The organism is Mesorhizobium sp. M0968 (genome assembly GCF_040319065.1).
GTDB lineage: Bacteria > Pseudomonadota > Alphaproteobacteria > Rhizobiales > Rhizobiaceae > Mesorhizobium.
This window is the reverse complement of the sequence record NZ_JAMYNL010000048.1, coordinates 1-21,733: the sequence shown is the minus strand read 5'-3', so window position 1 is coordinate 21,733 and position 21,733 is coordinate 1. Positions and strand designations below refer to the sequence as shown.

At 62.1% G+C, this 21,733-nt stretch carries 17 protein-coding genes, 1 tRNA gene and 2 pseudogenes; 2 read left to right on the top strand and 18 right to left on the bottom strand.

Annotated elements, in window-relative coordinates; translation table 11 throughout:
* From NKH67_RS32635 to rpsL, 4 genes and pseudogenes are all read right to left on the bottom strand, one after another.
* Window positions 1–85, bottom strand: a pseudogene (locus tag NKH67_RS32635) (GTP-binding protein); the annotation flags it as partial.
* A 67-nt stretch (window positions 86–152) separates the two neighbouring features.
* The gene (fusA, locus tag NKH67_RS32630; RefSeq protein WP_023680448.1) at window positions 153–2,243 is read right to left on the bottom strand and encodes an elongation factor G; all 2,091 of its coding nucleotides are present in this window, start codon (window positions 2,241–2,243) and stop codon (window positions 153–155) included.
* 30 nt (window positions 2,244–2,273) lie between these two features.
* Complete coding sequence (gene rpsG, locus NKH67_RS32625) at window positions 2,274–2,744, bottom strand: 30S ribosomal protein S7 (RefSeq protein WP_008875664.1); 471 nt, start codon at window positions 2,742–2,744, stop codon at window positions 2,274–2,276.
* Window positions 2,745–2,829: 85 nt separating this feature from the next.
* Entirely contained in the window at window positions 2,830–3,201 is a 372-nt protein-coding gene (gene rpsL / locus NKH67_RS32620; protein ID WP_006333356.1) for a 30S ribosomal protein S12, read from the bottom strand.
* Between the two features lie 462 nt (window positions 3,202–3,663).
* Here rpsL and NKH67_RS32615 point away from each other — a divergent pair, with 462 nt between their 5' ends.
* Both NKH67_RS32615 and NKH67_RS32610 read left to right on the top strand, forming a co-directional pair.
* Window positions 3,664–3,945, top strand: coding sequence for a transcriptional regulator (locus tag NKH67_RS32615; RefSeq protein WP_254817147.1), 282 nt, complete (start codon window positions 3,664–3,666; stop codon window positions 3,943–3,945).
* Between the two features lie 123 nt (window positions 3,946–4,068).
* A complete protein-coding gene (locus NKH67_RS32610; RefSeq protein ID WP_353032854.1) occupies window positions 4,069–4,998 on the top strand; it encodes a Gfo/Idh/MocA family protein in 930 nt (309 codons plus the stop codon).
* Window positions 4,999–5,047: 49 nt separating this feature from the next.
* Here NKH67_RS32610 and NKH67_RS32605 read toward each other — a convergent pair whose 3' ends face one another.
* From NKH67_RS32605 to NKH67_RS32540, 14 genes and pseudogenes are all read right to left on the bottom strand, one after another.
* On the bottom strand, window positions 5,048–5,713 hold the full coding sequence (locus tag NKH67_RS32605) for an O-methyltransferase (protein WP_352503813.1): 666 nt from the start codon (window positions 5,711–5,713) through the stop codon (window positions 5,048–5,050).
* Between the two features lie 84 nt (window positions 5,714–5,797).
* On the bottom strand, window positions 5,798–9,994 hold the full coding sequence (gene rpoC, locus NKH67_RS32600; protein WP_023680444.1) for a DNA-directed RNA polymerase subunit beta': 4,197 nt from the start codon (window positions 9,992–9,994) through the stop codon (window positions 5,798–5,800).
* Between the two features lie 131 nt (window positions 9,995–10,125).
* A complete protein-coding gene (rpoB, locus tag NKH67_RS32595) occupies window positions 10,126–14,262 on the bottom strand; it encodes a DNA-directed RNA polymerase subunit beta (protein ID WP_352503815.1) in 4,137 nt (1,378 codons plus the stop codon).
* A gap of 286 nt (window positions 14,263–14,548) precedes the next feature.
* Window positions 14,549–14,923, bottom strand: a pseudogene (rplL, locus tag NKH67_RS32590) (50S ribosomal protein L7/L12); the annotation flags it as partial.
* A 54-nt stretch (window positions 14,924–14,977) separates the two neighbouring features.
* A complete protein-coding gene (gene rplJ / locus NKH67_RS32585) occupies window positions 14,978–15,496 on the bottom strand; it encodes a 50S ribosomal protein L10 (RefSeq protein ID WP_008875657.1) in 519 nt (172 codons plus the stop codon).
* Between the two features lie 392 nt (window positions 15,497–15,888).
* Window positions 15,889–16,587, bottom strand: a complete 699-nt coding sequence (gene rplA / locus NKH67_RS32580; protein WP_023680441.1) for a 50S ribosomal protein L1 — start codon at window positions 16,585–16,587, stop codon at window positions 15,889–15,891.
* A 4-nt stretch (window positions 16,588–16,591) separates the two neighbouring features.
* A complete protein-coding gene (gene rplK, locus NKH67_RS32575) occupies window positions 16,592–17,020 on the bottom strand; it encodes a 50S ribosomal protein L11 (RefSeq protein WP_023680440.1) in 429 nt (142 codons plus the stop codon).
* A gap of 160 nt (window positions 17,021–17,180) precedes the next feature.
* On the bottom strand, window positions 17,181–17,708 hold the full coding sequence (gene nusG, locus NKH67_RS32570) for a transcription termination/antitermination protein NusG (protein WP_006333333.1): 528 nt from the start codon (window positions 17,706–17,708) through the stop codon (window positions 17,181–17,183).
* A gap of 27 nt (window positions 17,709–17,735) precedes the next feature.
* Window positions 17,736–17,939: a preprotein translocase subunit SecE gene (gene secE / locus NKH67_RS32565; protein ID WP_023680439.1), complete on the bottom strand. Its 204-nt coding sequence runs from the start codon at window positions 17,937–17,939 to the stop codon at window positions 17,736–17,738.
* A gap of 364 nt (window positions 17,940–18,303) precedes the next feature.
* Window positions 18,304–18,379 (bottom strand) — tRNA-Trp (locus NKH67_RS32560).
* A gap of 78 nt (window positions 18,380–18,457) precedes the next feature.
* Entirely contained in the window at window positions 18,458–18,961 is a 504-nt protein-coding gene (locus NKH67_RS32555; protein ID WP_352474777.1) for a hypothetical protein, read from the bottom strand.
* Window positions 18,962–19,105: 144 nt separating this feature from the next.
* Window positions 19,106–19,573 carry a group II truncated hemoglobin gene (locus tag NKH67_RS32550; RefSeq protein WP_353032851.1) on the bottom strand — a complete coding sequence of 156 codons (468 nt, stop codon included), beginning with the start codon at window positions 19,571–19,573 and terminating at the stop codon, window positions 19,106–19,108.
* A gap of 106 nt (window positions 19,574–19,679) precedes the next feature.
* On the bottom strand, window positions 19,680–21,365 hold the full coding sequence (locus NKH67_RS32545; RefSeq protein WP_352503817.1) for a COG3904 family protein: 1,686 nt from the start codon (window positions 21,363–21,365) through the stop codon (window positions 19,680–19,682).
* 159 nt (window positions 21,366–21,524) lie between these two features.
* Window positions 21,525–21,733 (bottom strand): EF-Tu C-terminal domain-related protein (locus NKH67_RS32540; RefSeq protein WP_502893841.1); only part of this gene is annotated, 209 nt, incomplete at its 5' end.

Genomic DNA, 21,733 nt, shown 5'->3' with positions numbered 1-21,733 from the left:
TCAGCGACGTCTTGCCATGATCGACGTGACCAATCGTGCCAATGTTCACATGAGGCTTAGTGCGCTCGAATTTACCTTTTGCCATGTGATCTCTCCATTCCTGCCAGCCCGTGCGGGCCTTGAATTAAGTTACTGATGCAACTCGTTTCGAGTTACGCGTATTTCTTCTGGACTTCCTGGGCGACCGCGGTCGGGACCGGCTCGTAGTGGTCGAACTGCATCGTGTAGGCCGCGCGGCCCTGGCTCATCGAGCGAAGGTTGTCCACGTATTTGAACATGTTGGCGAGCGGCACCATCGCGTTGATGACCACAGCCACGCCACGGGCTTCCTGGCCCTGGATCTGGCCGCGACGGCCGTTCAGGTCGCCGATAACGCTGCCGACGTAATCTTCCGGCGTCACCACTTCGACCTTCATGATCGGCTCGAGCAACTGCACGCCAAGCTTGGGGGCTGCTTCACGGAAGCAGGCGCGGCCGGCGATTTCGAAGGCCAGAACCGACGAGTCCACGTCGTGGTAGGCGCCATCGATCAGCGTCGCCTTGACGCCGATCATCGGGAAGCCGGCGAACGGGCCCGAGGTCATGACGCTGTTGATGCCCTTTTCGACACCGGGGATGTATTCCTTCGGCACAGCGCCGCCGACGATCTTGGTTTCGAACTCGAATTCGCTGCTTTCCGGATTCGGCTCGAACAGGATCTTGACGCGGGCGAACTGGCCGGTACCGCCGGTCTGCTTCTTGTGCGTGTAGTCCTGCTCGTGCTTGCGGGTGATCGTCTCGCGGTAGGCCACCTGCGGCGCGCCGACATTGGCCTCGACCTTGAACTCGCGGCGCATGCGGTCGACGATGATGTCGAGGTGAAGCTCGCCCATGCCGGAAATGATCGTCTGGCCCGATTCCTCGTCGGTCTTGACGCGGAAGGACGGATCCTCGGCGGCCAGGCGGTGAAGGGCGAGACCCATCTTTTCCTGGTCGTTCTTGGTCTTCGGCTCGATGGCGATCTGGATGACCGGATCGGGGAATTCCATGCGCTCGAGGATGACCGGATGCAGCGGATCACTGAGCGTGTCGCCGGTGGTGGTGTCCTTGAGACCAGCGAGGGCGACGATGTCGCCGGCAAACGCCTCTTCGACGTCGGCGCGCGAATTCGCATGCATCTGCAACATGCGGCCGATGCGCTCTTTCTTGCCCTTCACGGTGTTGTCGACCGAGATGCCCTTGGTGAGCTTGCCCGAATAGATGCGGGCAAAGGTGAGCGAACCGACGAACGGGTCGTTCATGATCTTGAAGGCAAGCATCGACAGCGGTTCGTTGTCGTCGGCATGACGCTCGATCTCGGCGTCGGTCTTGGCGTCGACGCCCTTGATGGCCGGGACATCGGCCGGCGACGGCAGATATTCGACGACGGCGTCGAGCAGAGGCTGCACGCCCTTGTTCTTGAAGGCCGAGCCGCAGAACATCGGATAGAACTTCACCGCGATCGTGCCCTTGCGGATGAGCGCACGGATCTCGTCGTTGCTCGGCATCTTGCCTTCGAGGTAATTCTCGAGCGCCGTCTCGTCCATTTCGACGGCGGCCTCGATCATCTTCTCGCGGTATTCTTCGGCACGAGCCTTGAGGTCGGCAGGGATCTCGACGATGTCCCAGGCAGCGCCCAGCGTCTCGTCGCGCCAGACCAGCGCGTTCATCTCGACGAGGTCGACGACACCCTTGAACTCGGTCTCGGCGCCGATCGGCAGCTGCATGACGACGGCATGCGCACCGAGGCGCGATCCGATCATCTCGACCGAGCGGTAGAAGTCGGCGCCGATCTTGTCCATTTTGTTGCAGAAGATCATGCGCGGCACGCGATACTTGTCGGCCTGGCGCCAGACGGTCTCCGTCTGCGGCTCGACACCGGCATTGGCATCGAGCAGCGCAATGGCGCCGTCGAGCACGCGCAGCGAACGCTCGACTTCAATGGTGAAGTCGACGTGGCCGGGGGTGTCGATGATGTTGAAGCGGTGCATCTTGCCGTCGCGACCCTTCCAGAAGGTCGTGGTCGCGGCCGACGTGATGGTGATGCCGCGCTCCTGCTCCTGCTCCATCCAATCCATGGTGGCAGCGCCGTCGTGGACTTCGCCGATCTTGTGCGACTTGCCCGTGTAATAGAGGACGCGCTCGGTGGTCGTCGTCTTGCCGGCGTCGATGTGCGCCATGATACCGAAATTGCGGTAGTCTTCGATTTTATATTCGCGGGCCATGGGAGGTGCCTCTTCAGTCTCGTTCGCGCTTTACCAGCGGTAGTGCGCGAAAGCGCGGTTGGCTTCTGCCATCTTGTGGGTGTCTTCACGCTTCTTGACGGCGGTGCCGCGGTTGTTGGCCGCGTCCATCAGCTCGCCGGAGAGGCGGTCGACCATAGTGGTCTCGTTGCGGTTGCGGGCGGCGGCGATCAACCAGCGGATGGCCAATGCCTGACGGCGCTCGGGGCGCACATCGACTGGAACCTGGTAGGTGGCGCCGCCGACGCGGCGCGAACGCACTTCCACATGCGGCGCGACATTGTCGAGCGCCTGATGGAAGACGGTGACCGGCTCCTGCTTGGTCTTGGACTGAACCTGGTCGAGCGCGCCGTAGACGATGGTCTCGGCAACCGACTTCTTGCCGTCATACATGACGGCGTTCATGAACTTGGTGACGATCAGATCGCCGAACTTGGGGTCCGGATTGATCTCACGCTTTTCTGCACTGTGACGACGGGACATTTTTTCTCTGCCTCAATTCTACGCGGTGGCCTGGATCCCGGATCGTCGCTTGACGCCGCCCGGAACGACCTTGGCTACGCTTCGGTCACTTCGGACGCTTGGCGCCGTATTTCGAACGGCGCTGCTTGCGGTTCTTCACGCCTTGCGTGTCGAGCACGCCGCGGATGATGTGGTAACGGACGCCCGGAAGATCCTTGACGCGACCGCCGCGGATCATCACCACCGAGTGCTCCTGAAGGTTGTGGCCTTCGCCGGGGATGTAACCGATCACTTCAAAACCATTGGTCAGGCGGATCTTGGCCACCTTGCGCAGCGCCGAGTTCGGCTTCTTCGGCGTCGTGGTGTAGACGCGCGTGCAGACGCCCCGCTTCTGCGGGTTCTGCTGCATGGCCGGGACCTTGTTGCGCTTCACCGGCGCAATGCGCGGCTTGCGGATCAGCTGGTTGACGGTAGGCATTAAACCCTCTTGTCTCTCAATTCCGTATCTCGCCCGGTCAGGGCCGCTCAAAGCGTCACTTCCATACGCAAATTCGGGCCACAAACCGCGCCTCGCGGTCTTGCCCGAACAAATGGCAGAGGAAGCGGAAGCCGCTTCGTGCACGCCGGAAATGTCTTTTCGCTCGTAAAACGAACCCTGTTTGAGGCAAACTCCAAAGCGTGTCGCTTCGGAAGCAAGAGCCTCACATCGGTTCTGACTGGGCGGCTTCTACTCGTATGGCCACTGTCCGTCAACCCCGGAGCGGCAAATATTGCGCTGAACCCGAGGCGTGGCAGCCATGCGAAAAGCGCATGTAATTTTCTTGCGCCGTTTTTCAAGAGGAAGCCAGAAAGTGACCGGCTTGCGGCTGTTTCCAGGCCGTGCTTCGTGCGAAAAGGCGGCATGAGCAGCCCAAACCCCCTCGCCCGGAGGTACGAACCCGTGAATGACAATGAGGAGCGCCCGGTCACCATTATTACCGGCCGGGTGTGGAAGCGCAAAGGTGGCAAGCCGGAAGGCGTGCATGTGATGCTGGTCGCACCGGACGACGATTCGGCGGTGCGCCGCGCTCTCGAATCGCTTGCCGCCGAAGGTTATGCCGAGGCAGAGCTCGATCAGATCGGCGACCTGGACGGCGTGCCGGACGAGGAGCCGCATCTGTCCGCCTATCAGGGCGCGCTCGAAGGCGAAGTGTCGATCGTGACGTTCGATGTGCCGATCTGAAGAGATCTGAATCGCGGTCGATCTCACGGGCCGGCGACAAAGCCCGGCGACTTGCCCGGCACAAGTTCTCTGCTAAGAAGCGACCTCTGGCAAAACCAAGCACACTCAACCTGCGGAGCTCCCATGTCCTCTAATCCCATCAAGCTCGGCATCGTCGGCGTGGGGAAGATCGTCCGTGACCAGCATCTGCCGGCGCTGGCGAAGGACCAAGATTATCGCCTGGTTGCTGCAGCCAGCCGCCATGGCAAAGTCGAGGACATCCCGAACTTCCCGATGATCGAGGCGATGCTCGACGCAACGCCGGAGCTCGAGGCGGTGTCGCTGTGCATGCCGCCGCAGTTTCGTTACGACGCCGCGCGCTTGGCGCTGGCGGCGAAAAAGCATGTTTTCCTGGAAAAGCCGCCCGGCGCCACGGTCAGCGAGGTCGAAGACCTGAAGGCGCTGGCGACAGCGAACGGCGTCTGCCTGTTCGCCAGCTGGCATTCACGCTATGCGCCGGCTGTCGAAGCTGCGCGCGCATTCCTTGGATCGACAACGATCAGGTCGGCCGCCATCAATTGGAAAGAAGACGTGCGCCGCTGGCATCCGAATCAGGAATGGATCTGGGCTCCCGGCGGCTTTGGCGTGTTCGATCCCGGCATCAACGCGCTGTCGATCGCTACCCACATCCTGCCGCCGATGTTCATCAGCTCGGCAGAACTCGATTTCCCCGAAAACCGCGCGGCCCCCATCGCCGCCCATATCGCCTTCCGTACGTCGAACGGTCTGCCGGTGACGATGGAACTCGATTGGCGTCAGACCGGCCCGCAAAGCTGGGACATCCTGGCCGATACCGAGGCAGGATCGATGGTGCTTTCTGGCGGCGGCTCAAAGCTTGCCATCGATGGCCGCGTCGTTCACGAGGAGCCGGAAGCCGAATATCCGATGCTCTACAAGCGCTTCGCCGATATCGTACGCGCCGGCACCTCCGACGTCGATCTCGCGCCCCTGCAGCACGTCGCCGACGCCTTCATGCTCGGCAAGCGCAATGTGGTGGAAGCTTTTTTCGATTGACGAGTAGGCGCCGGCCGGATCGCAGGTCTGGTCGGCGCACCGCACAAAATCAATTGACGATCGCTATTGCAAAGCCGTCATAGCCCTTAGCGCCAACAGTCTGGATCGCGGTGCCTTCCAGACGCTTGTCGCTGCCGATGAACGAGAACGCCGCGCGTGCCCCTTCGACATTGGCGTCGCGACCATCTTCATTCACCACCGCGCCGTCACGGATGACATTGTCGCAGACGATGACGGTCCCCGGCCTCGAAAGACGCATGGCCAAGGACAGATAGTGCGGGTTGTTCGGCTTGTCGGCGTCGATGAAGATGAAGTCGAACGGCCCGGCATTCTCGGCGCCTAAGGCCGCAAGCGATTGAAGCGCCGGTCCGACCCGCAGTTCCACACGGTCAGACACCCCTGCCCGTTCAAAGTTCGACCGCGCGACACTGGCGTGGTGCGGATCAAGCTCGAGCGTCACGACCTTGCCGTCCATCGGCAATGCTCGCGCCATCCAGATTGTCGAATAACCGCCCAATGTGCCGATTTCGAGTACCTTCCTCGCTCCCTGCATTCGCGCAAGAAGTGAGAGCAGCTTGCCTTGTGCCGGGGAAACGTCGATAGGCGGCAGGCCCTGATCATGGTTGGCCGCCAGAACGGCATCAAGAGCGGGATCCGCCTCGAAAAGAGCTTCGACAATGTAGTCGTCGACAGAAGCCCAAATCTTCCTGCTCATCGTTTCTTCTCCCATCCGAATGAGGAACCAAAATGCGAAAAGGGGCCACTTAGGCCCCTTTTCTATCTTCTCTTGCTTGCGCGCTTACTGCGCGGCGTTAACCATGTCGGTCAGCATCGGCTCGGCGACCTCGACGCCGGACGCCTTGCGGCGCTCGTCGATGATCAACTCGTCGCGCGAGGTGGCGATGCGCCGGATCTGGCTCATCGTACCGCCGGTACCGGCCGGGATCAGCCGGCCGACGATGACGTTTTCCTTCAGCCCCTGCAGCATGTCGGTCTTGCCGGCAACCGCAGCTTCGGTCAGCACCCTCGTCGTCTCCTGGAAGGAAGCGGCGGAGATGAAGGACGGCGTCTGCAGCGAGGCCTTGGTGATGCCGAGCAGCACCGGCTGACCTTCGGCCGGCTTCTTGCCTTCCTCGACCAGGCGCTCATTGACCTCTTCCAACTCGATCACGTCGACGTGGTCGCCCGGAATGTAGGTCGAATCGCCCTGCGTGGTGATCTCGACCTTCTGCAGCATCTGGCGAACGATCACCTCGATGTGCTTGTCGTTGATCGACACGCCCTGCAGTCGGTAGACCTCCTGGATTTCGTTGACGAGGTAGGAGGCAAGCGCCTCCACGCCCTTGATCGCCAGGATGTCGTGCGGCGCCGGATTGCCGTCGAGGATGTAGTCGCCCTTCTCGATGACGTCGCCGTCCTGGAGATGGAACGGCTTGCCCTTCGGGATCAGGTATTCGACCGGCTCAAGCGTCGAGTCATGCGGCTCGATGATGATACGGCGCTTATTCTTGTAGTCGCGGCCGAAGCGGATCGTGCCATCGATCTCGGCGATGATGGCGTGATCCTTCGGACGGCGTGCCTCGAACAGTTCGGCAACACGCGGCAGACCGCCGGTGATGTCCTTGGTCTTGGCGCTTTCCATCGGGATACGCGCCAGCACGTCGCCGGGGCGAACCTGTGCGCCCGGCTCGACCGAAAGAATGGCCTCGACCGAGAGCAGGAAGCGGGCGTCGCCGCCCTTCGACAGCTTGCCGACCTTGCCCTTGGCATCCTGGACGACGATCGCCGGCTTGAGGTCGTTGCCGCGTGGCGTCGAACGCCAGTCGATGACCTCGCGCTTGGTGATGCCGGTCGATTCGTCGGCGGTTTCCTGAACGGAAATGCCATCGACCAGATCCTCGAATGCCACCCTGCCCTCGATTTCGGTGAGGATCGGGCGGGTATAAGGATCCCACTCGGCGATACGCTGGCCGCGTTTCACCTTGTCGCCATCGTCGACGAAGATGCGCGAACCGTAGGTGACGCGGTGCGTGGCGCGTTCCTTGCCGGCTTCGTCGAGGATCAGCACCGCCATGTTGCGGCCCATGACCATCAGCTGGCCGTCGGAGTTGCGCACCACGTTGCGGTTGCGGATCTCGACCTTGCCCTCATAGGAGGCTTCAAGGAACGAGGAATCCACCACCTGCGCCGTGCCGCCCATGTGGAAGGTACGCATGGTGAGCTGGGTGCCCGGCTCGCCGATCGACTGCGCCGCGATGACGCCGACAGCCTCGCCCTGGTTGACGGGAGTGCCGCGGGCCAGATCGCGTCCGTAGCAGACCGCGCAGACGCCGACCCTGACCTCGCAGGTCAGCGCCGAACGGATGCGAACCGACTGCACGCCGGCCTTTTCGATCAGTTCCACGTCACGCTCGTCCATCAGCGTTCCGGCCTTGACCAGAACCTCGCCGGTGACCGGATGGGTGATGTCGTCGAGCGAGGTGCGGCCGAGAACGCGCTGGCCAACCGAAGCGACGACCTGACCGGCATCGACGATCGGCTGCATGGTGAGGCCCTTGTCGGTGCCGCAGTCGAGCGAGTTGACGATGCAGTCCTGCGCCACGTCGACGAGACGACGCGTCAGGTAACCCGAGTTCGCCGTCTTCAAGGCGGTGTCGGCCAGACCCTTGCGGGCGCCGTGAGTCGAGTTGAAGTACTCGAGAACGGTGAGGCCTTCCTTGAAGTTCGAGATGATCGGCGTCTCGATGATTTCCCCGCTAGGCTTGGCCATCAGGCCGCGCATGCCGGCGAGCTGGCGCATCTGGGTGGGCGAGCCGCGCGCACCGGAGTGCGACATCATGTAGATCGAGTTCATCGGCTTCTGACGGCCGTTGTCCTCAAACTCGACCGCCTTGATGCGGGCCATCATTTCGTCGGCGACCTTTTCCGAGCACTTGGCCCAGGCGTCGACGACCTTGTTGTACTTCTCGCCCTGGGTGATCAGACCGTCATTGTACTGCTGCTCGTACTCCTTGGCCAAAGCCTCGGTGTCGGAGACCAGCTTGATCTTGGCGTCCGGGATCAGCATGTCGTCCTTGCCGAACGAAATGCCGGCACGGCAGGCGTGGCTGAAGCCGAGAGCCATGATGCGATCGCAGAAAATGACCGTCTCCTTCTGACCGCAATGGCGGTAGACGGTGTCGATCATCTTGGAGATGTTCTTCTTGGTCATCTCCTGGTTGGCGGTCTCGTAGGGCACGTTGTGGTTCTTCGGCAGCAGCTCGCCGATGATCATGCGGCCAGGCGTGGTGTCGTAGATCTTCGACACGACCTTGCCGTCGGCGTCGACCGTGCGGAAGCGCCCCTTGATCTTGGCATGCAGCGTGACTGCCTTGGTCTCGAGCGCGTGCTGGAGTTCGCCCATGTCGGCAAACACCATGCCCTCGCCCGGCTCGTTCTGATTGACGATCGAGAGATAGTAGAGACCGAGAACCATGTCCTGCGACGGCACGATGATCGGCGCACCGGAAGCCGGGTGCAGGATGTTGTTGGTCGACATCATCAGCACGCGGGCTTCGAGCTGCGCTTCCAGCGACAGCGGCACGTGGACCGCCATCTGGTCGCCGTCGAAATCGGCGTTGAAGGCCGTGCAGACCAGCGGGTGAAGCTGGATCGCCTTGCCTTCGATCAGGATCGGCTCGAACGCCTGGATACCGAGGCGGTGCAGCGTCGGTGCGCGGTTCAGCAGCACCGGATGCTCGCGGATGACCTCGTCGAGGATATCCCAGACCTCCGGACGCTCCTTCTCGACCAGCTTCTTCGCCTGCTTGACGGTCGAGGAGTAGCCCTTGGCGTCGAGACGGGCGTAGATGAAGGGCTTGAACAGTTCGAGCGCCATCTTCTTCGGCAGGCCGCACTGGTGGAGCTTGAGCTCCGGACCGGTAACGATGACCGAGCGGCCGGAATAGTCGACGCGCTTGCCGAGCAGGTTCTGGCGGAAGCGGCCCTGCTTGCCCTTCAGCATGTCGGACAGCGACTTCAGCGGACGCTTGTTGGCGCCGGTGATGACGCGGCCGCGGCGGCCGTTGTCGAACAGCGCATCGACGGCTTCCTGCAGCATGCGCTTTTCATTGCGCACGATGATGCCGGGCGCGCGCAGCTCGATCAGCCGCTTCAAGCGGTTGTTGCGGTTGATGACGCGGCGATAGAGGTCGTTCAGATCCGACGTGGCGAAACGGCCGCCGTCCAGCGGGACAAGCGGACGCAGGTCCGGCGGGATCACCGGAACCACCTTCATGATCATCCATTCCGGACGGTTGCCGGATTCCATGAAGTTCTCGACGACCTTGAGCCGCTTCAGGTATTTCTTCTGCTTGAGCTCGGAGGTGGTCGAAGCCAGCTCAGAACGCAGGTCGCCGGCGATCTTCTCGAGGTCCATGCCGGCCAGAAGGTCGTGGATCGCCTCGGCGCCGATCATGGCGGTGAACGAATCCTCGCCATACTCGTCGACGGCCATCATGTACTCTTCCTCGCTGAGCAGCTGGTGCTCCTTCAGCGCGGTGAGGCCGGGTTCGGTAACGATGTAGTTCTCGAAGTAGAGGACCCGCTCGATGTCCTTCAGCGTCATGTCGAGCAGCGTGCCGATGCGCGACGGCAGCGACTTCAGGAACCAGATGTGGGCGACCGGTGCCGCCAGCTCGATATGGCCCATGCGCTCGCGGCGGACGCGCGACAGCGTGACTTCGACGCCGCACTTCTCGCAGATGACGCCCTTGTATTTCATGCGCTTGTACTTGCCGCACAGGCACTCATAGTCCTTGATCGGGCCAAAAATGCGCGCGCAAAACAGGCCGTCACGCTCCGGCTTGAAGGTGCGGTAGTTGATGGTCTCCGGCTTCTTGATCTCGCCGAACGACCAGGACAGAATCTTCTCAGGGCTGGCAAGCGAGATCCGGATGGAATCGAACACCTGCGCAGGCGCCTGGGGATTGAAGAGATTCATGACCTCTTGGTTCATGCCGTTCTCCTTTTCGGGGTCCTCGAAAACCCCTTGCATCTAGCGCGGGCCAAACGCCCGCCGACTTGATCGGCCATCGGCCGAGAATTTGGTGCGTCCGGTCGCAGGAAGACCGCGGCCGGACGTCTTGCTTACTCGGCCGCGTCGGGCAGCCGGATCGGGTTGTCGTCGAGCTTGGTGTTCTCCAACTCGACATTGAGGCCGAGAGACCGCATTTCCTTGACGAGAACGTTGAAGCTCTCGGGAATGCCGGCCTCGAAGGTGTCGTCGCCTCTGACGATCGCCTCGTAGACCTTGGTGCGTCCGGCGACGTCATCCGACTTCACCGTCAGCATCTCCTGCAGCGTGTAGGCGGCGCCGTACGCTTCGAGCGCCCAGACCTCCATCTCGCCGAAGCGCTGGCCACCGAACTGCGCCTTGCCGCCCAGCGGCTGCTGGGTAACGAGCGAGTACGGACCGATCGAACGCGCGTGGATCTTGTCGTCCACAAGGTGGTGAAGCTTGAGCATATATATGTAGCCCATCGTCACTTTGCGATCGAACGGCTCGCCGGTGCGTCCGTCATAGAGCTGCGACTGACCGCTGGTGTGCAGGCCCGCCTGCTCCAGCATGATGTTGATGTCGGCCTCGTGCGCGCCGTCGAACACCGGTGTCGCGATGGAGACGCCGCGGCGCATCTGCTCGCTGAGGCGAACGATGCTCTCGTCGTCATATTCGCGGACCGGCTCGTTGCGGTCGTTGGCCGGCATGAAGCTCTCGAGCGTCTTGCGCAGCGGCTTGATGTCGCCCGCTGTCTTGTACGCATCGATCAGATCGCCGATCTTCCTGCCCATTCCGGCGCAGGCCCAGCCCAGGTGCGTTTCCAGAATCTGGCCGACATTCATGCGCGACGGCACACCCAGCGGGTTGAGCACGATGTCGGCATGCGTGCCGTCCTCGAGGAAAGGCATGTCCTCGACCGGAACGATCCGCGACACGACACCCTTGTTGCCGTGTCGGCCGGCCATCTTGTCGCCGGGCTGCATCTTGCGCTTCACGGCCACGAAGACCTTGACCATCTTCATGACGCCCGGAGGCATCTCGTCGCCGCGCTGCACCTTCTCGACCTTGTCCATGAAGCGCTGCTCGAGCGCCTTCTTGGAATCGTCGTACTGGCCACGCAGGGCTTCCAGTTCGCTCTGGAGCTTTTCGTTCTCCACGGCAAACTGCCACCACTGCGAACGCGGATACTCGTCGAGCGTGTCCTTCGACAGCTTCGAGCCCTTCTTGAAGCCCTTCGGCCCGGCAATCGCTTCCTTGCCGACGAGAACGTCGGAAAGACGCGAATAGACGTTGCGGTCGAGGATCGCCTGCTCGTCGTCGCGGTCCTTGGCGAGGCGTTCGATCTCCTCGCGCTCGATCGCCATGGCGCGTTCGTCCTTCTCGACGCCGTGGCGGTTGAAGACACGCACTTCGACGACGGTGCCGAAGGTTCCCGGAGGCATGCGCATCGAGGTGTCGCGCACGTCCGAGGCCTTTTCACCGAAGATGGCGCGCAGCAGCTTTTCTTCTGGCGTCATCGGGCTTTCGCCCTTCGGCGTGATCTTGCCGACCAGGATGTCGCCCGGCTGCACTTCCGCACCGATGTAGACGATGCCGGCCTCATCGAGGTTCTTCAGCGCTTCTTCCGAGACGTTGGGAATGTCGCGCGTGATCTCCTCCGGCCCCAGCTTGGTGTCGCGGGCCATGACTTCGAACTCCTCGATGTGGATCGAGGTGAAGACGTCGTCGGCGACGATGCGCTCGGACAGGAGGATGGAATCCTCGTAGTTGTAGCCGTTCCACGGCATGAACGCGACCAGCACGTTACGGCCGAGGGCCAGATCGCCGAGCTCGGTCGACGGGCCGTCGGCGATGATGTCGCCCTTGTTGACCCGGTCGCCCATGCGCACCAGCGGACGCTGGTTGATGCAGGTGTTCTGGTTCGAACGCTGGAACTTCATCAGCCGGTAGATGTCGACGCCGGACTTGCCGGGATCGAGATCTTCCGTGGCGCGGATGACGATACGCGTCGCGTCCACCTGGTCGACGATGCCGCCGCGGCGGGCGCCGATGGCGGCGCCCGAGTCACGGGCGACGATCGGCTCCATGCCGGTGCCGACGAACGGCGCTTCGGCGCGCACCAGCGGCACGGCCTGACGCTGCATGTTCGAGCCCATCAGCGCACGGTTGGCGTCGTCGTTCTCGAGGAACGGGATCAGGGCCGCGGCCACCGACACCATCTGCTTCGGCGACACGTCCATTAGATCGACGTTTTCGCGCGGCGCCATCATCACTTCGCCGGCGTTGCGGCAAATGACGAATTCGTCGACGAAATGACCATTCTTGTCGAGCTCGGCATTGGCCTGCGCGACGTGGTGCTTGGCCTCTTCCATAGCCGACAGGTAAACGACTTCATTGGTCAGCTTGCCGTTGACGATCTTGCGGTACGGGCTCTCGATGAAGCCGTATTTGTTGACGCGCGCGAAGGTCGCAAGCGAGTTGATCAGGCCGATATTCGGTCCTTCCGGCGTCTCGATCGGGCAGATGCGGCCGTAATGCGTCGGGTGCACGTCGCGCACCTCGAAACCGGCACGCTCGCGGGTCAGACCGCCCGGTCCAAGCGCCGAAAGACGGCGCTTGTGGGTGATCTCCGACAGCGGGTTGGTCTGATCCATGAACTGCGACAGCTGCGAGGAACCGAAGAACTCGCGCACGGCGGCAGCCGCCGGCTTGGCGTTGATCAGGTCCTGCGGCATCACCGTATCGATCTCGATCGAGGACATACGTTCCTTGATCGCGCGCTCCATGCGCAGCAGGCCGACGCGGTACTGGTTCTCCATCAGCTCGCCGACCGAGCGCACGCGGCGGTTGCCGAGATTGTCGATGTCGTCGATCTCGCCCTTGCCGTCGCGCAGTTCGACCAGCGTCTTGACCACGGCCAGGATGTCGTCCTTGCGCAGCACGCGCACGGTATCCTCGGCCTTGAGCTCGAGGCGCATGTTCATCTTGACGCGGCCAACGGCCGACAGATCATAGCGCTCGCTGTCGAAGAACAGCGAGTTGAACATGGCTTCAGCGGTTTCCAGCGTCGGCGGCTCGCCGGGGCGCATGACGCGGTAGATGTCGAACAGCGCGTCCTGGCGGCTCTCGTTCTTGTCGACGTTGAGCGTGTTGCGGATGTAGGCGCCGACGTTGACGTGGTCGATGTCGAGGACCTTGATCTCATCGTCACCGGTGCCAAGCAGCACTTTCAGTGTCTTTTCGTCGATCTCGTCACCGGCTTCGAGGAAGATCTCGCCGGTCCCGTAGTTGACAATATCCTCGGCAAGGTAGTTGCCGAGCAGATCCTCGTCGGTCGCCTTGATCGCCTTGAGACCCTTTTCGCCAAGCGCCCTGGCCTGGCGGGCGGTGATCTTCTTGCCGGCCTCGACGACGACTTCGCCGGTGTCGGCGTCGACCAGGTCACCAACGGCCTTGAGGCCGCGGAAACGCTCGACGTTGAACGGGATGCGCCAATGGTCGCCGGCGCGCTTGTAGGTGATCTTGCTGTAGAAGGTCGACAGGATCTCTTCGCCGTCCATGCCGAGCGCCATCAGCAGCGACGTCACCGGAATCTTGCGGCGGCGATCGATGCGGGCATGCACGACGTCCTTGCTATCGAACTCGATGTCGAGCCACGAACCGCGATAGGGAATGACGCGCGCGGCAAACAGAAGCTTGCCGGACGAGTGCGACTTGCCCTTGTCATGGTCGAAGAAGACGCCCGGCGAACGGTGCATCTGCGAGACGATGACGCGCTCGGTGCCGTTGACGATGAAGGTGCCGTTCAAGGTCATGAGCGGCATGTCGCCCATGTAGACGTCCTGCTCCTTGATGTCCTTGATCGACTTGGCGCCGGTATCCTCGTCGATATCGAACACGATGAGGCGCAGCGTCACCTTGAGCGGCGCCGCATAGGTCAGGTCGCGCTGACGGCATTCGTCAACGTCGAATTTCGGTCCCTCGAACTCATACTTCACGAATTCCAGCATCGAGGAGCCGGAAAAATCGGAAATCGGGAAGACCGACTTGAAAACTGCCTGCAGTCCCTCGTCAGGACGCCCACCCTTGGGCTCCTCCACCATCAGGAACTGGTCATAGGATGCCTTCTGAACCTCGATCAGGTTCGGCATCTCCGCAACTTCCGGGATCTTTCCGAAAAACTTGCGTACGCGTCTGCGGCCATTGAAAGTCTGGGTCTGGGCCATCGTCGCTCCTTAGCTCAATTCTCGGGACGAGCCTCGCCGCGGCTCGCCTTGCATCTCGGGCCACCTTGGCGGCCCTGTCTTGTTGCCCGCCGCCTGTCGGCGGCTTCTTGTCTTTTCACCCGGCGCCAATTGGCGGCGGGCCAGAAACGGGAGAAAACCCGTTTCCTGAAGGCCGGTTTGCGGCCCTCAGGAAAGAGGTTTTCGCACTCTTCGCGTTACGCAGCCTCCCTTCGACGCGAAAGGAGTGGCGGACGGCGCGACGCCGTCCGCCGGTACTCAACGCGTACTTCAGTTCGACCTTGGCGCCGGCTGCTTCCAGCTGGGCCTTGAACTTGTCCGCGTCGGCCTTGGAAACGGCTTCCTTGACCGGCTTCGGAGCCGCCTCGACCAGGTCTTTGGCTTCCTTGAGGCCAAGACCGGTGATGGCGCGAACTTCCTTGATGACGTTGATCTTCTGAGCGCCTGCCTCGGTGAGGACGACGTCGAATTCCGTCTTTTCCTCGACCGGAGCAGCAGCGGCCGCAGCGCCGCCGGCAGCGGCAACCGCCACCGGAGCAGCGGCGGAAACGCCCCACTTTTCTTCAAGAAGCTTCGACAGCTCGGCCGCCTCGAGGACGGTCAGCTTCGAAAGGTCGTCTACGATCTTTGCCAGATCAGCCATTGCAATGTTCCTTCATAAGGTTCGAACGTGTGTTTGTGATAGCGAGGAACGGCCTCATGCCGCCTCGTCCTTCCGGGCGTAAGCGCCGATGACGCGCGCGACCGAGGCCGCAGGCGCATTGACGATCTGGGCGATCCGGGTTGCCGGCGTGGCGATCATGCCAACCAGCCTGGCGCGCAGCTCATCGAGCGACGGAAGTGTGGCGAGTGCCTTCACACCGTCGGCATTGAGCGAGGTGGTGCCCATTGCGCCGCCGAGAATGACGAGCTTGTCATTTCCCTTGGCGAAATCGGACGCGACCTTCGGCGCCGCAATCGGATCCTCCGAATAGGCGATCAGCGTCTGTCCCTTGAACAGCTCGATGATCGATGCGGAGTCCGTGCCCTGAAGAGCGATTTTGGCGAGACGGTTCTTCGCGACTTTGACGGTGCCACCGGCGGCGCGCATTTTCGACCGAAGGTCGTTCATTTGCGCGACGGTGATACCGGCGTAGTGGGCCACGACGACTGAACCAGCGCTTGAAAACGCATCATTCAGGCCCGTGACGAGTTCGCGTTTTTCCGCTCTGTCCACTGCCTATCTCCAGTTGACCCCTGCCCTCTACGAAGGACAGGCGTCGGGTTGCCTTTTGCCGGCCGGGCCATCCAGTAACGGATCTCCCGAACGACGCTCGAGGATCCTGCCCCCTTTCGCCACACCTGCCGGCCAGCCGGACGGTGCGCAGACAAAAGGCAAACACGGTTCGAACCTTTCATTGGAGCTTGTGGCTCCTTTGTCCGGTCTTCACCCGTCTCATGCAGGCCCGCATGAATTAAGGCCCACATCACCTAAGGCTTGGGGGCCGCCTGCAATCTCGGACAGGATGTCCGGAAGCCTTTCGACTTCCGGTACCGGGCCGCCGACAGGTCGGAGGCCCGGAATTTTTTCACGGATCAGCGTTTTAGCGGCCGATCCAATTGTTCGTATCAGGACGCTGCGAGCGTCGAGACGTCGAGCTTGAGGCCCGGGCCCATCGTCGAGGTGACCGACACCTTCTTGACGTAGTTGCCCTTGGCACCAGCCGGCTTTGCCCTGGTCACCGCATCAGCGAAGGCGCGGACGTTTTCTTCCAGCGCCTTGACGTCGAACGAGACCTTGCCGACGCCGGCGTGAACGATACCGGCCTTCTCGACGCGGAACTCGACGGCGCCGCCCTTCGATGCCTTGACGGCGGCGGTAACGTCGGTGGTGACGGTGCCGACCTTCGGGTTCGGCATCATGCCGCGCGGACCGAGCACCTTGCCGAGACGGCCGACCAGCGGCATCATGTCCGGCGTGGCGATGCAGCGGTCGAAGTCGATCGTGCCCTTCTGGACGATGTCGACCAGATCCTCGGCTCCGACGATGTCGGCGCCGGCGGCCTTGGCCTCCTCGGCCTTGTCGCCACGCGCGAAGACGGCGACGCGAACGCTGCGGCCGGTGCCGTTCGGCAGGTTGACCACGCCGCGGACCATCTGGTCGGCATGGCGCGGGTCGACGCCGAGGTTCATCGCGACTTCGATCGTCTCGTCGAACTTCACCGAGGAGCGATCCTTGAGCAGCTTCAGCGCCTCACCCAAAGCATAAGCCTTGTTGGGATCGATGCCTTCGCGGGTCTTCGATACACGCTTTGCAATCTTTGCCATGATCTCAGCCCACCACTTCCAGACCCATCGAGCGGGCGGAGCCCTCGACCATGCGCATGGCCGCCTCGACGTCGTTTGCGTTCAGATCCTTCATCTTCTGCTCGGCGATGGCGCGCACCTTGTCGCGGCCGATCGTGCCGGCCTTGACCTTGCCCGGCTCCTTCGAGCCCGACTTCAGGTTCGCAGCCTTCTTCAGGAAATAGCTCACCGGTGGCGTCTTCATGACGAAGGTGAACGACTTGTCCTGGTAGTAGGTGATGACGACCGGAACCGGCGAGCCCTTTTCCATTTCCTGGGTCTGCGCGTTGAACGCCTTGCAGAACTCCATGATGTTGATGCCACGCTGACCAAGCGCCGGGCCGATCGGGGGCGACGGCGTGGCCGATCCCGCGGAAACCTGGAGCTTGAGCTGGCCTGCAATTTTCTTAGCCATCTCTCTTCCTGCCTTTTCTCATGCCGGTCTTGCCGGCGGTTGCAGTCTGGTGGTGCGGTCCGCGCAGCCGGCTAAAGCCGCATTCGCCTCCCACCCGTTTTTGGCCGCGCGATCTCCGCGCCGCCTTCCCTGCCGCCGAAACCGGTGCAGGGATTTCGGATCAGCCCTTCTCGACCTGTCCGAATTCCAGATCGACCGGCACAGCGCGCCCGAAGATCGAAACTTCCACCTTGAGCCGCGCCCGCTCCTCGTCCACTTCCTGGACGAAACCGTTGAAGGACGCGAATGGTCCATCCGAAACGCGGATCGCTTCGCCGATCTCGAACGTCACCGACGGCTTCGGCCGCTCGACGCCCTCCTGAACCTGGTTCAGGATACGCTGGGCCTCGGCTTCGGTGATCGGCACCGGCTTGGAGTCGCCCAGGAAACCGGTGACCTTCGGCGTGTTCTTGACGAGCGAGAACACTGCGTCGGTCAGATTGGCTTTCAGCAGCACATAGCCCGGAAAGAACTTGCGCTCGGCATCGACCTTGCGGCCGCGGCGGATCTCGACGACCTTCTCGGTCGGCACCACGATCTGCTCGATGTCGGCGGACAGGCCCTTCTGCTTGGCCTTGTTCTCGATGTCCTCGGCGACCTTCTTTTCAAAGTTCGAGTAGGCGTGGACGATGTACCACCGCGCGGTCATTTCAAGACTTCTCCGTAATCGCCGGACTTACTGTCCGAGGCCGAGGATTTTTTCGACCGCAAAGCCCATGGCCACGTCTGCGGTAAAGAAAAAGATCATCGCGATGACCGCGAACACAAGAACCATCACCGTCGAGATCATCGTTTCGCGCCGCGACGGCCAAGTGACCTTGGCGGTCTCCGCGCGAACCTGCTGGAGAAAGGTGAAGGGATTTGTGGTTTTCGAAGCCATATGCCGCTCTGTCTGCAAGACCCGTTGGCCGGGCCTCCTGGATGATCCCGCTGGCCGGGACGTGCCGCTTGAGCGTGCGTTCGCGCCGAATCAGCGCAATCATTTCGCCCATGCAAATCAGACGCGTAAAGCCGGCTTCCCAGCTCCACGCGTCGCGTGTCTGTTTCGTCTACATAAAACCGATTCTTGATCCACGCAAGTGGCAAGTGTCCGCTTTATGCCCAAACGCCGCCTCGGAACCATCCAGTCGTCCCGTCCCGGCTATGCGGCCCTTATGCCGCAACTTATGCTATATGGCAAGTCACAAGCCGATTTTCAAAGGCCGCACTGCAAAAGAATCGTTTTTAGGTATCCATTCAAAGAATGGCACGGGCAGCAGGGCTCGAACCTACGACCTGCGGTTTTGGAGACCGCCGCTCTACCAACTGAGCTATGCCCGTATGCGCAATGTCGGCGCAGCAGGCGCTTCCTAAAAGCTTCCGCGCGCTCTGTAAAGAGCGACGTGCGCTACCCGGCCTTCATCTTCGAAAGTCCAGGCGTCCTCCCGGCCATTTCCCGTCGATCCGTTGATTGCTGACGATCAAGCCGACCCAGGGACGCACGATCTCCGGGTCGGTCAGATTGATATATTTTCCAACCAGCCCTTTCGCACCCTGGCGCCGCGCATCGATGAGCCCCTTGCGCACGCCATCATGCCAATCGAACAGCAGGTAAACCCTCTCTCCCGCCGTCTTCACCTCGCCCCGGCCGGACTTCCATTTATCCTTGCTATCGCCCGGGATCGTGGGATCGGCACCGCCGTTCCATCGGCTGGACCAGCTGCCTTCGATGGTGTCGTTGCGGTCGCGGTCGCTTTCGGTGCCCCAGGCCTCGGCATTTTCATCGCTTGGAGTTCCCTCCAGTTTCACGCCGGCGGCGAACGCCAACACCTCCTCGTCGTCTGGAGTGGGGACGTCCATGACGCCAAACGGATTTCGGGATCCGCGGTCGCTGTCAGAATTTGCTTTGCTGTCCGATCCCATCGCAGGCCTCCGGTTTTTCAGCGCGGCCCCCGCCAGCCACGGCGGCCTCAAACCGTTCCAGCCTGGCGGACCGAACCATTCACCGCCACCCATTTCCCGCAAATCGGGTCCTGGCGGCAGGCTTTCGACCGATTCGCGCCCCGGTCAGTCTCCCGAAGGCGCCTTGTATGGGCCGCCCGGCACCCCCCAATCCCAGGCCGGCATTGGTTCGGTCTCGGGATCGCAGGTCGGGCCCTTGTTGGAGTTCATCTTGGCCAGCCGCGATCCCCATTCGACATAGGCCATGAAAGCCGAGCGGAATTCGGGATCGTCAGGCAGCCCGACCTCGTCGGCGGCGTCGGCGAGAAGGTTGATCCAGCGCCGGCGCTGCTCCTCGGTCAGATGCTTGCCGAGATGGTGCATCACCATCTCGCGATGGCCGCCGTGCTTTTCGCTGTAGGTTTTCGGTCCACCAAAAACTTCGCCGATGAAAGCCGCGACGTGAGCGGGATGGTCCGGCGACATGTGCTTGAACACCGGCCCGACGATGGGGTCCCGAGAGACGTTGTCGTAGAAGGTTTGGGTCAGGCGGTTCAGCGCTTCGGTGCCGCCTGCCCATTCAAACATGGACATCCTGGCTCATTCGCGATCCCTCCCATGCTGGTCTTCAACCGCGCTGGACGATAGCGGAAACATCGAGCGCCGCTCAACCTGCCTCGATGGCCAGTGCAAGGTTGCGCTAAAGCTTCGCCGGCGTCTCTGCCTCGGCGCTGGCGGACGGCAGAACGCGGCAGTTGTCGGGCTTCGGCGACGACTTGCAGATGGTGGCGCCCGTCAGCGCGTCCACCGATTGCGGCCCCGTCGTCAGTCCAACCTTCAGCATTAGGTCGGGTTCGAGCTGGCGCTCGACCGAGCGCTGCTCGAGCGCGGCGAACAGACCGGGACCAATCGCCATGTCCTCGAGATAGGGCTTAATTATCTGCTGCTGTCCCATCAGGTACATGCCGAGCCGCGCTTGCGGACCGACAAACCGTCTGACGCCGCCGGCAAGCATGAGCGCGCACGCCGAATCGCATACCGCTCCCGAATCGACGGTCAGGCCGGCATAGGCGCCCTCTTTAGCCAAGCAACTCCACTCTCCCGGGTCGCAGCCAACAAAATCGGTGCGGGCGACGGCGATGTCGAGCTTCTTTTCGTGGATAAGTCGCCCCACCGCCAGTGCACTGAACAGGTCGCCTCCTTGTGAGCTGACCACCACCGGCAGCCGTCGGTTGCCAAGCATGGCGAGCAACTGGCGCAGCTTCTGCGGGGTCTGAGGCGCAATCGCGCCTTCGGCCGAGATCCATTCCGGGCAGTTTGGATTGCAAAGCGGGTTGCTGCCGCGAACCACAACGAAGCGCATGTCTGCGACCTCCTTCGGCCGCGGGGTTTCGAGCCCTGCGGGTGCAGGCTCGGCTTTCGCCACCACCTCGCCGGCCGGCTTCGTGATATTCGCCGGCGCCGGCACCTCCCTGCAACTCGCCGGCAACGGATCGGACGTGCATAGGGTTGGCGCGGTCAGCAGGTCGACGGCATCCCGGCTGGTGACGAGATTCATTTGCAGCATGTCGTAGGGAGCCAATTGCTGGATACCGCTGGCCGGTGTGCTTTTCATGGTCTCGAGCACACCCAGGCCGACGCCCATCTCCTTCAGATAGGCCGCCAGCTTCCGCTCCAGCGGCTTGTTCATCTCATAGGTCTTGTAGCTGCCGGCGTTCTTCCGGCTGACGACCTTGGTGCTGAGAATCTTCTTCTTGCCCTTCACCATGCGGTAGGTGGTGCGGTACAGCAATTTCGTCCGGATATAGGTCGTGGTGATCTGATGGACGCCGAGAAAGGCCCATTCGCCTACCACGCGCCGGATGCCGCCGGAAAACATCAACGGACAGGCGGAATTGCAGATGGCGCCATCGGCATAAGCATTGCCAAAATAACGGGCGCTCTTGCCGTCGTTTTCCTTGCAGTTCTTCACATCTGGCAGACAGCCGACGAAGCGGGTTTTGCCGACGGCGATATCGAGCTTGTTCTTGCGGATCAGGCGACCAAGTGTCAGCGCCGCTTCGACATTGCCGCCGGGGGAATCGACGACGATCGGCAGCTTTCGGCCGCCAAGCGCTTTCAGCGCGCGTTTGAACAGGGCCGGCGTGCCGGCTTCTATCGAGCCTTCCGCCGATATCCATTCCGGACAGGTCGGCTCGCAGCCCGGCGCGCTGCTGCGCACGACGACGAACCGCATCGTCGGGCCGAAATCCGGCGCGGATTTTTCCGGCGTGGATTTCTTTGCATCCGCTGCGAAGGCAGCGTGGCCCATGGCAAGCAACGACACCAGGCAGATCAGCCCTAGCGACCACCATGCCTGACTATGCAAACGGCGCCATGGAACCATTTGGGCAGCCCCCCTCGATGCAACCTATACTAGTTATGGCAGAGGCGCTTGCAACAGGATTTGAAGCAATGCGGTTAATCCATTGCCAGAATATCAGAATCAAAAGGGCGGCCCGAAGACCGCCCCTTTGCATCCGATCTCAACCGGCAGCGCCGGCGATTACTCTGTGATGGTGACGACGATGCCGGCACCGACGGTGCGGCCGCCTTCGCGGATGGCGAAGCGCAGCTTCTCTTCCATGGCGATCGGCACGATCAGCTCGACATCGACGGTGATGTTGTCACCCGGCATCACCATCTCGGTGCCTTCCGGCAGCGACACGATGCCGGTCACGTCCGTCGTGCGGAAATAGAACTGCGGACGGTAGT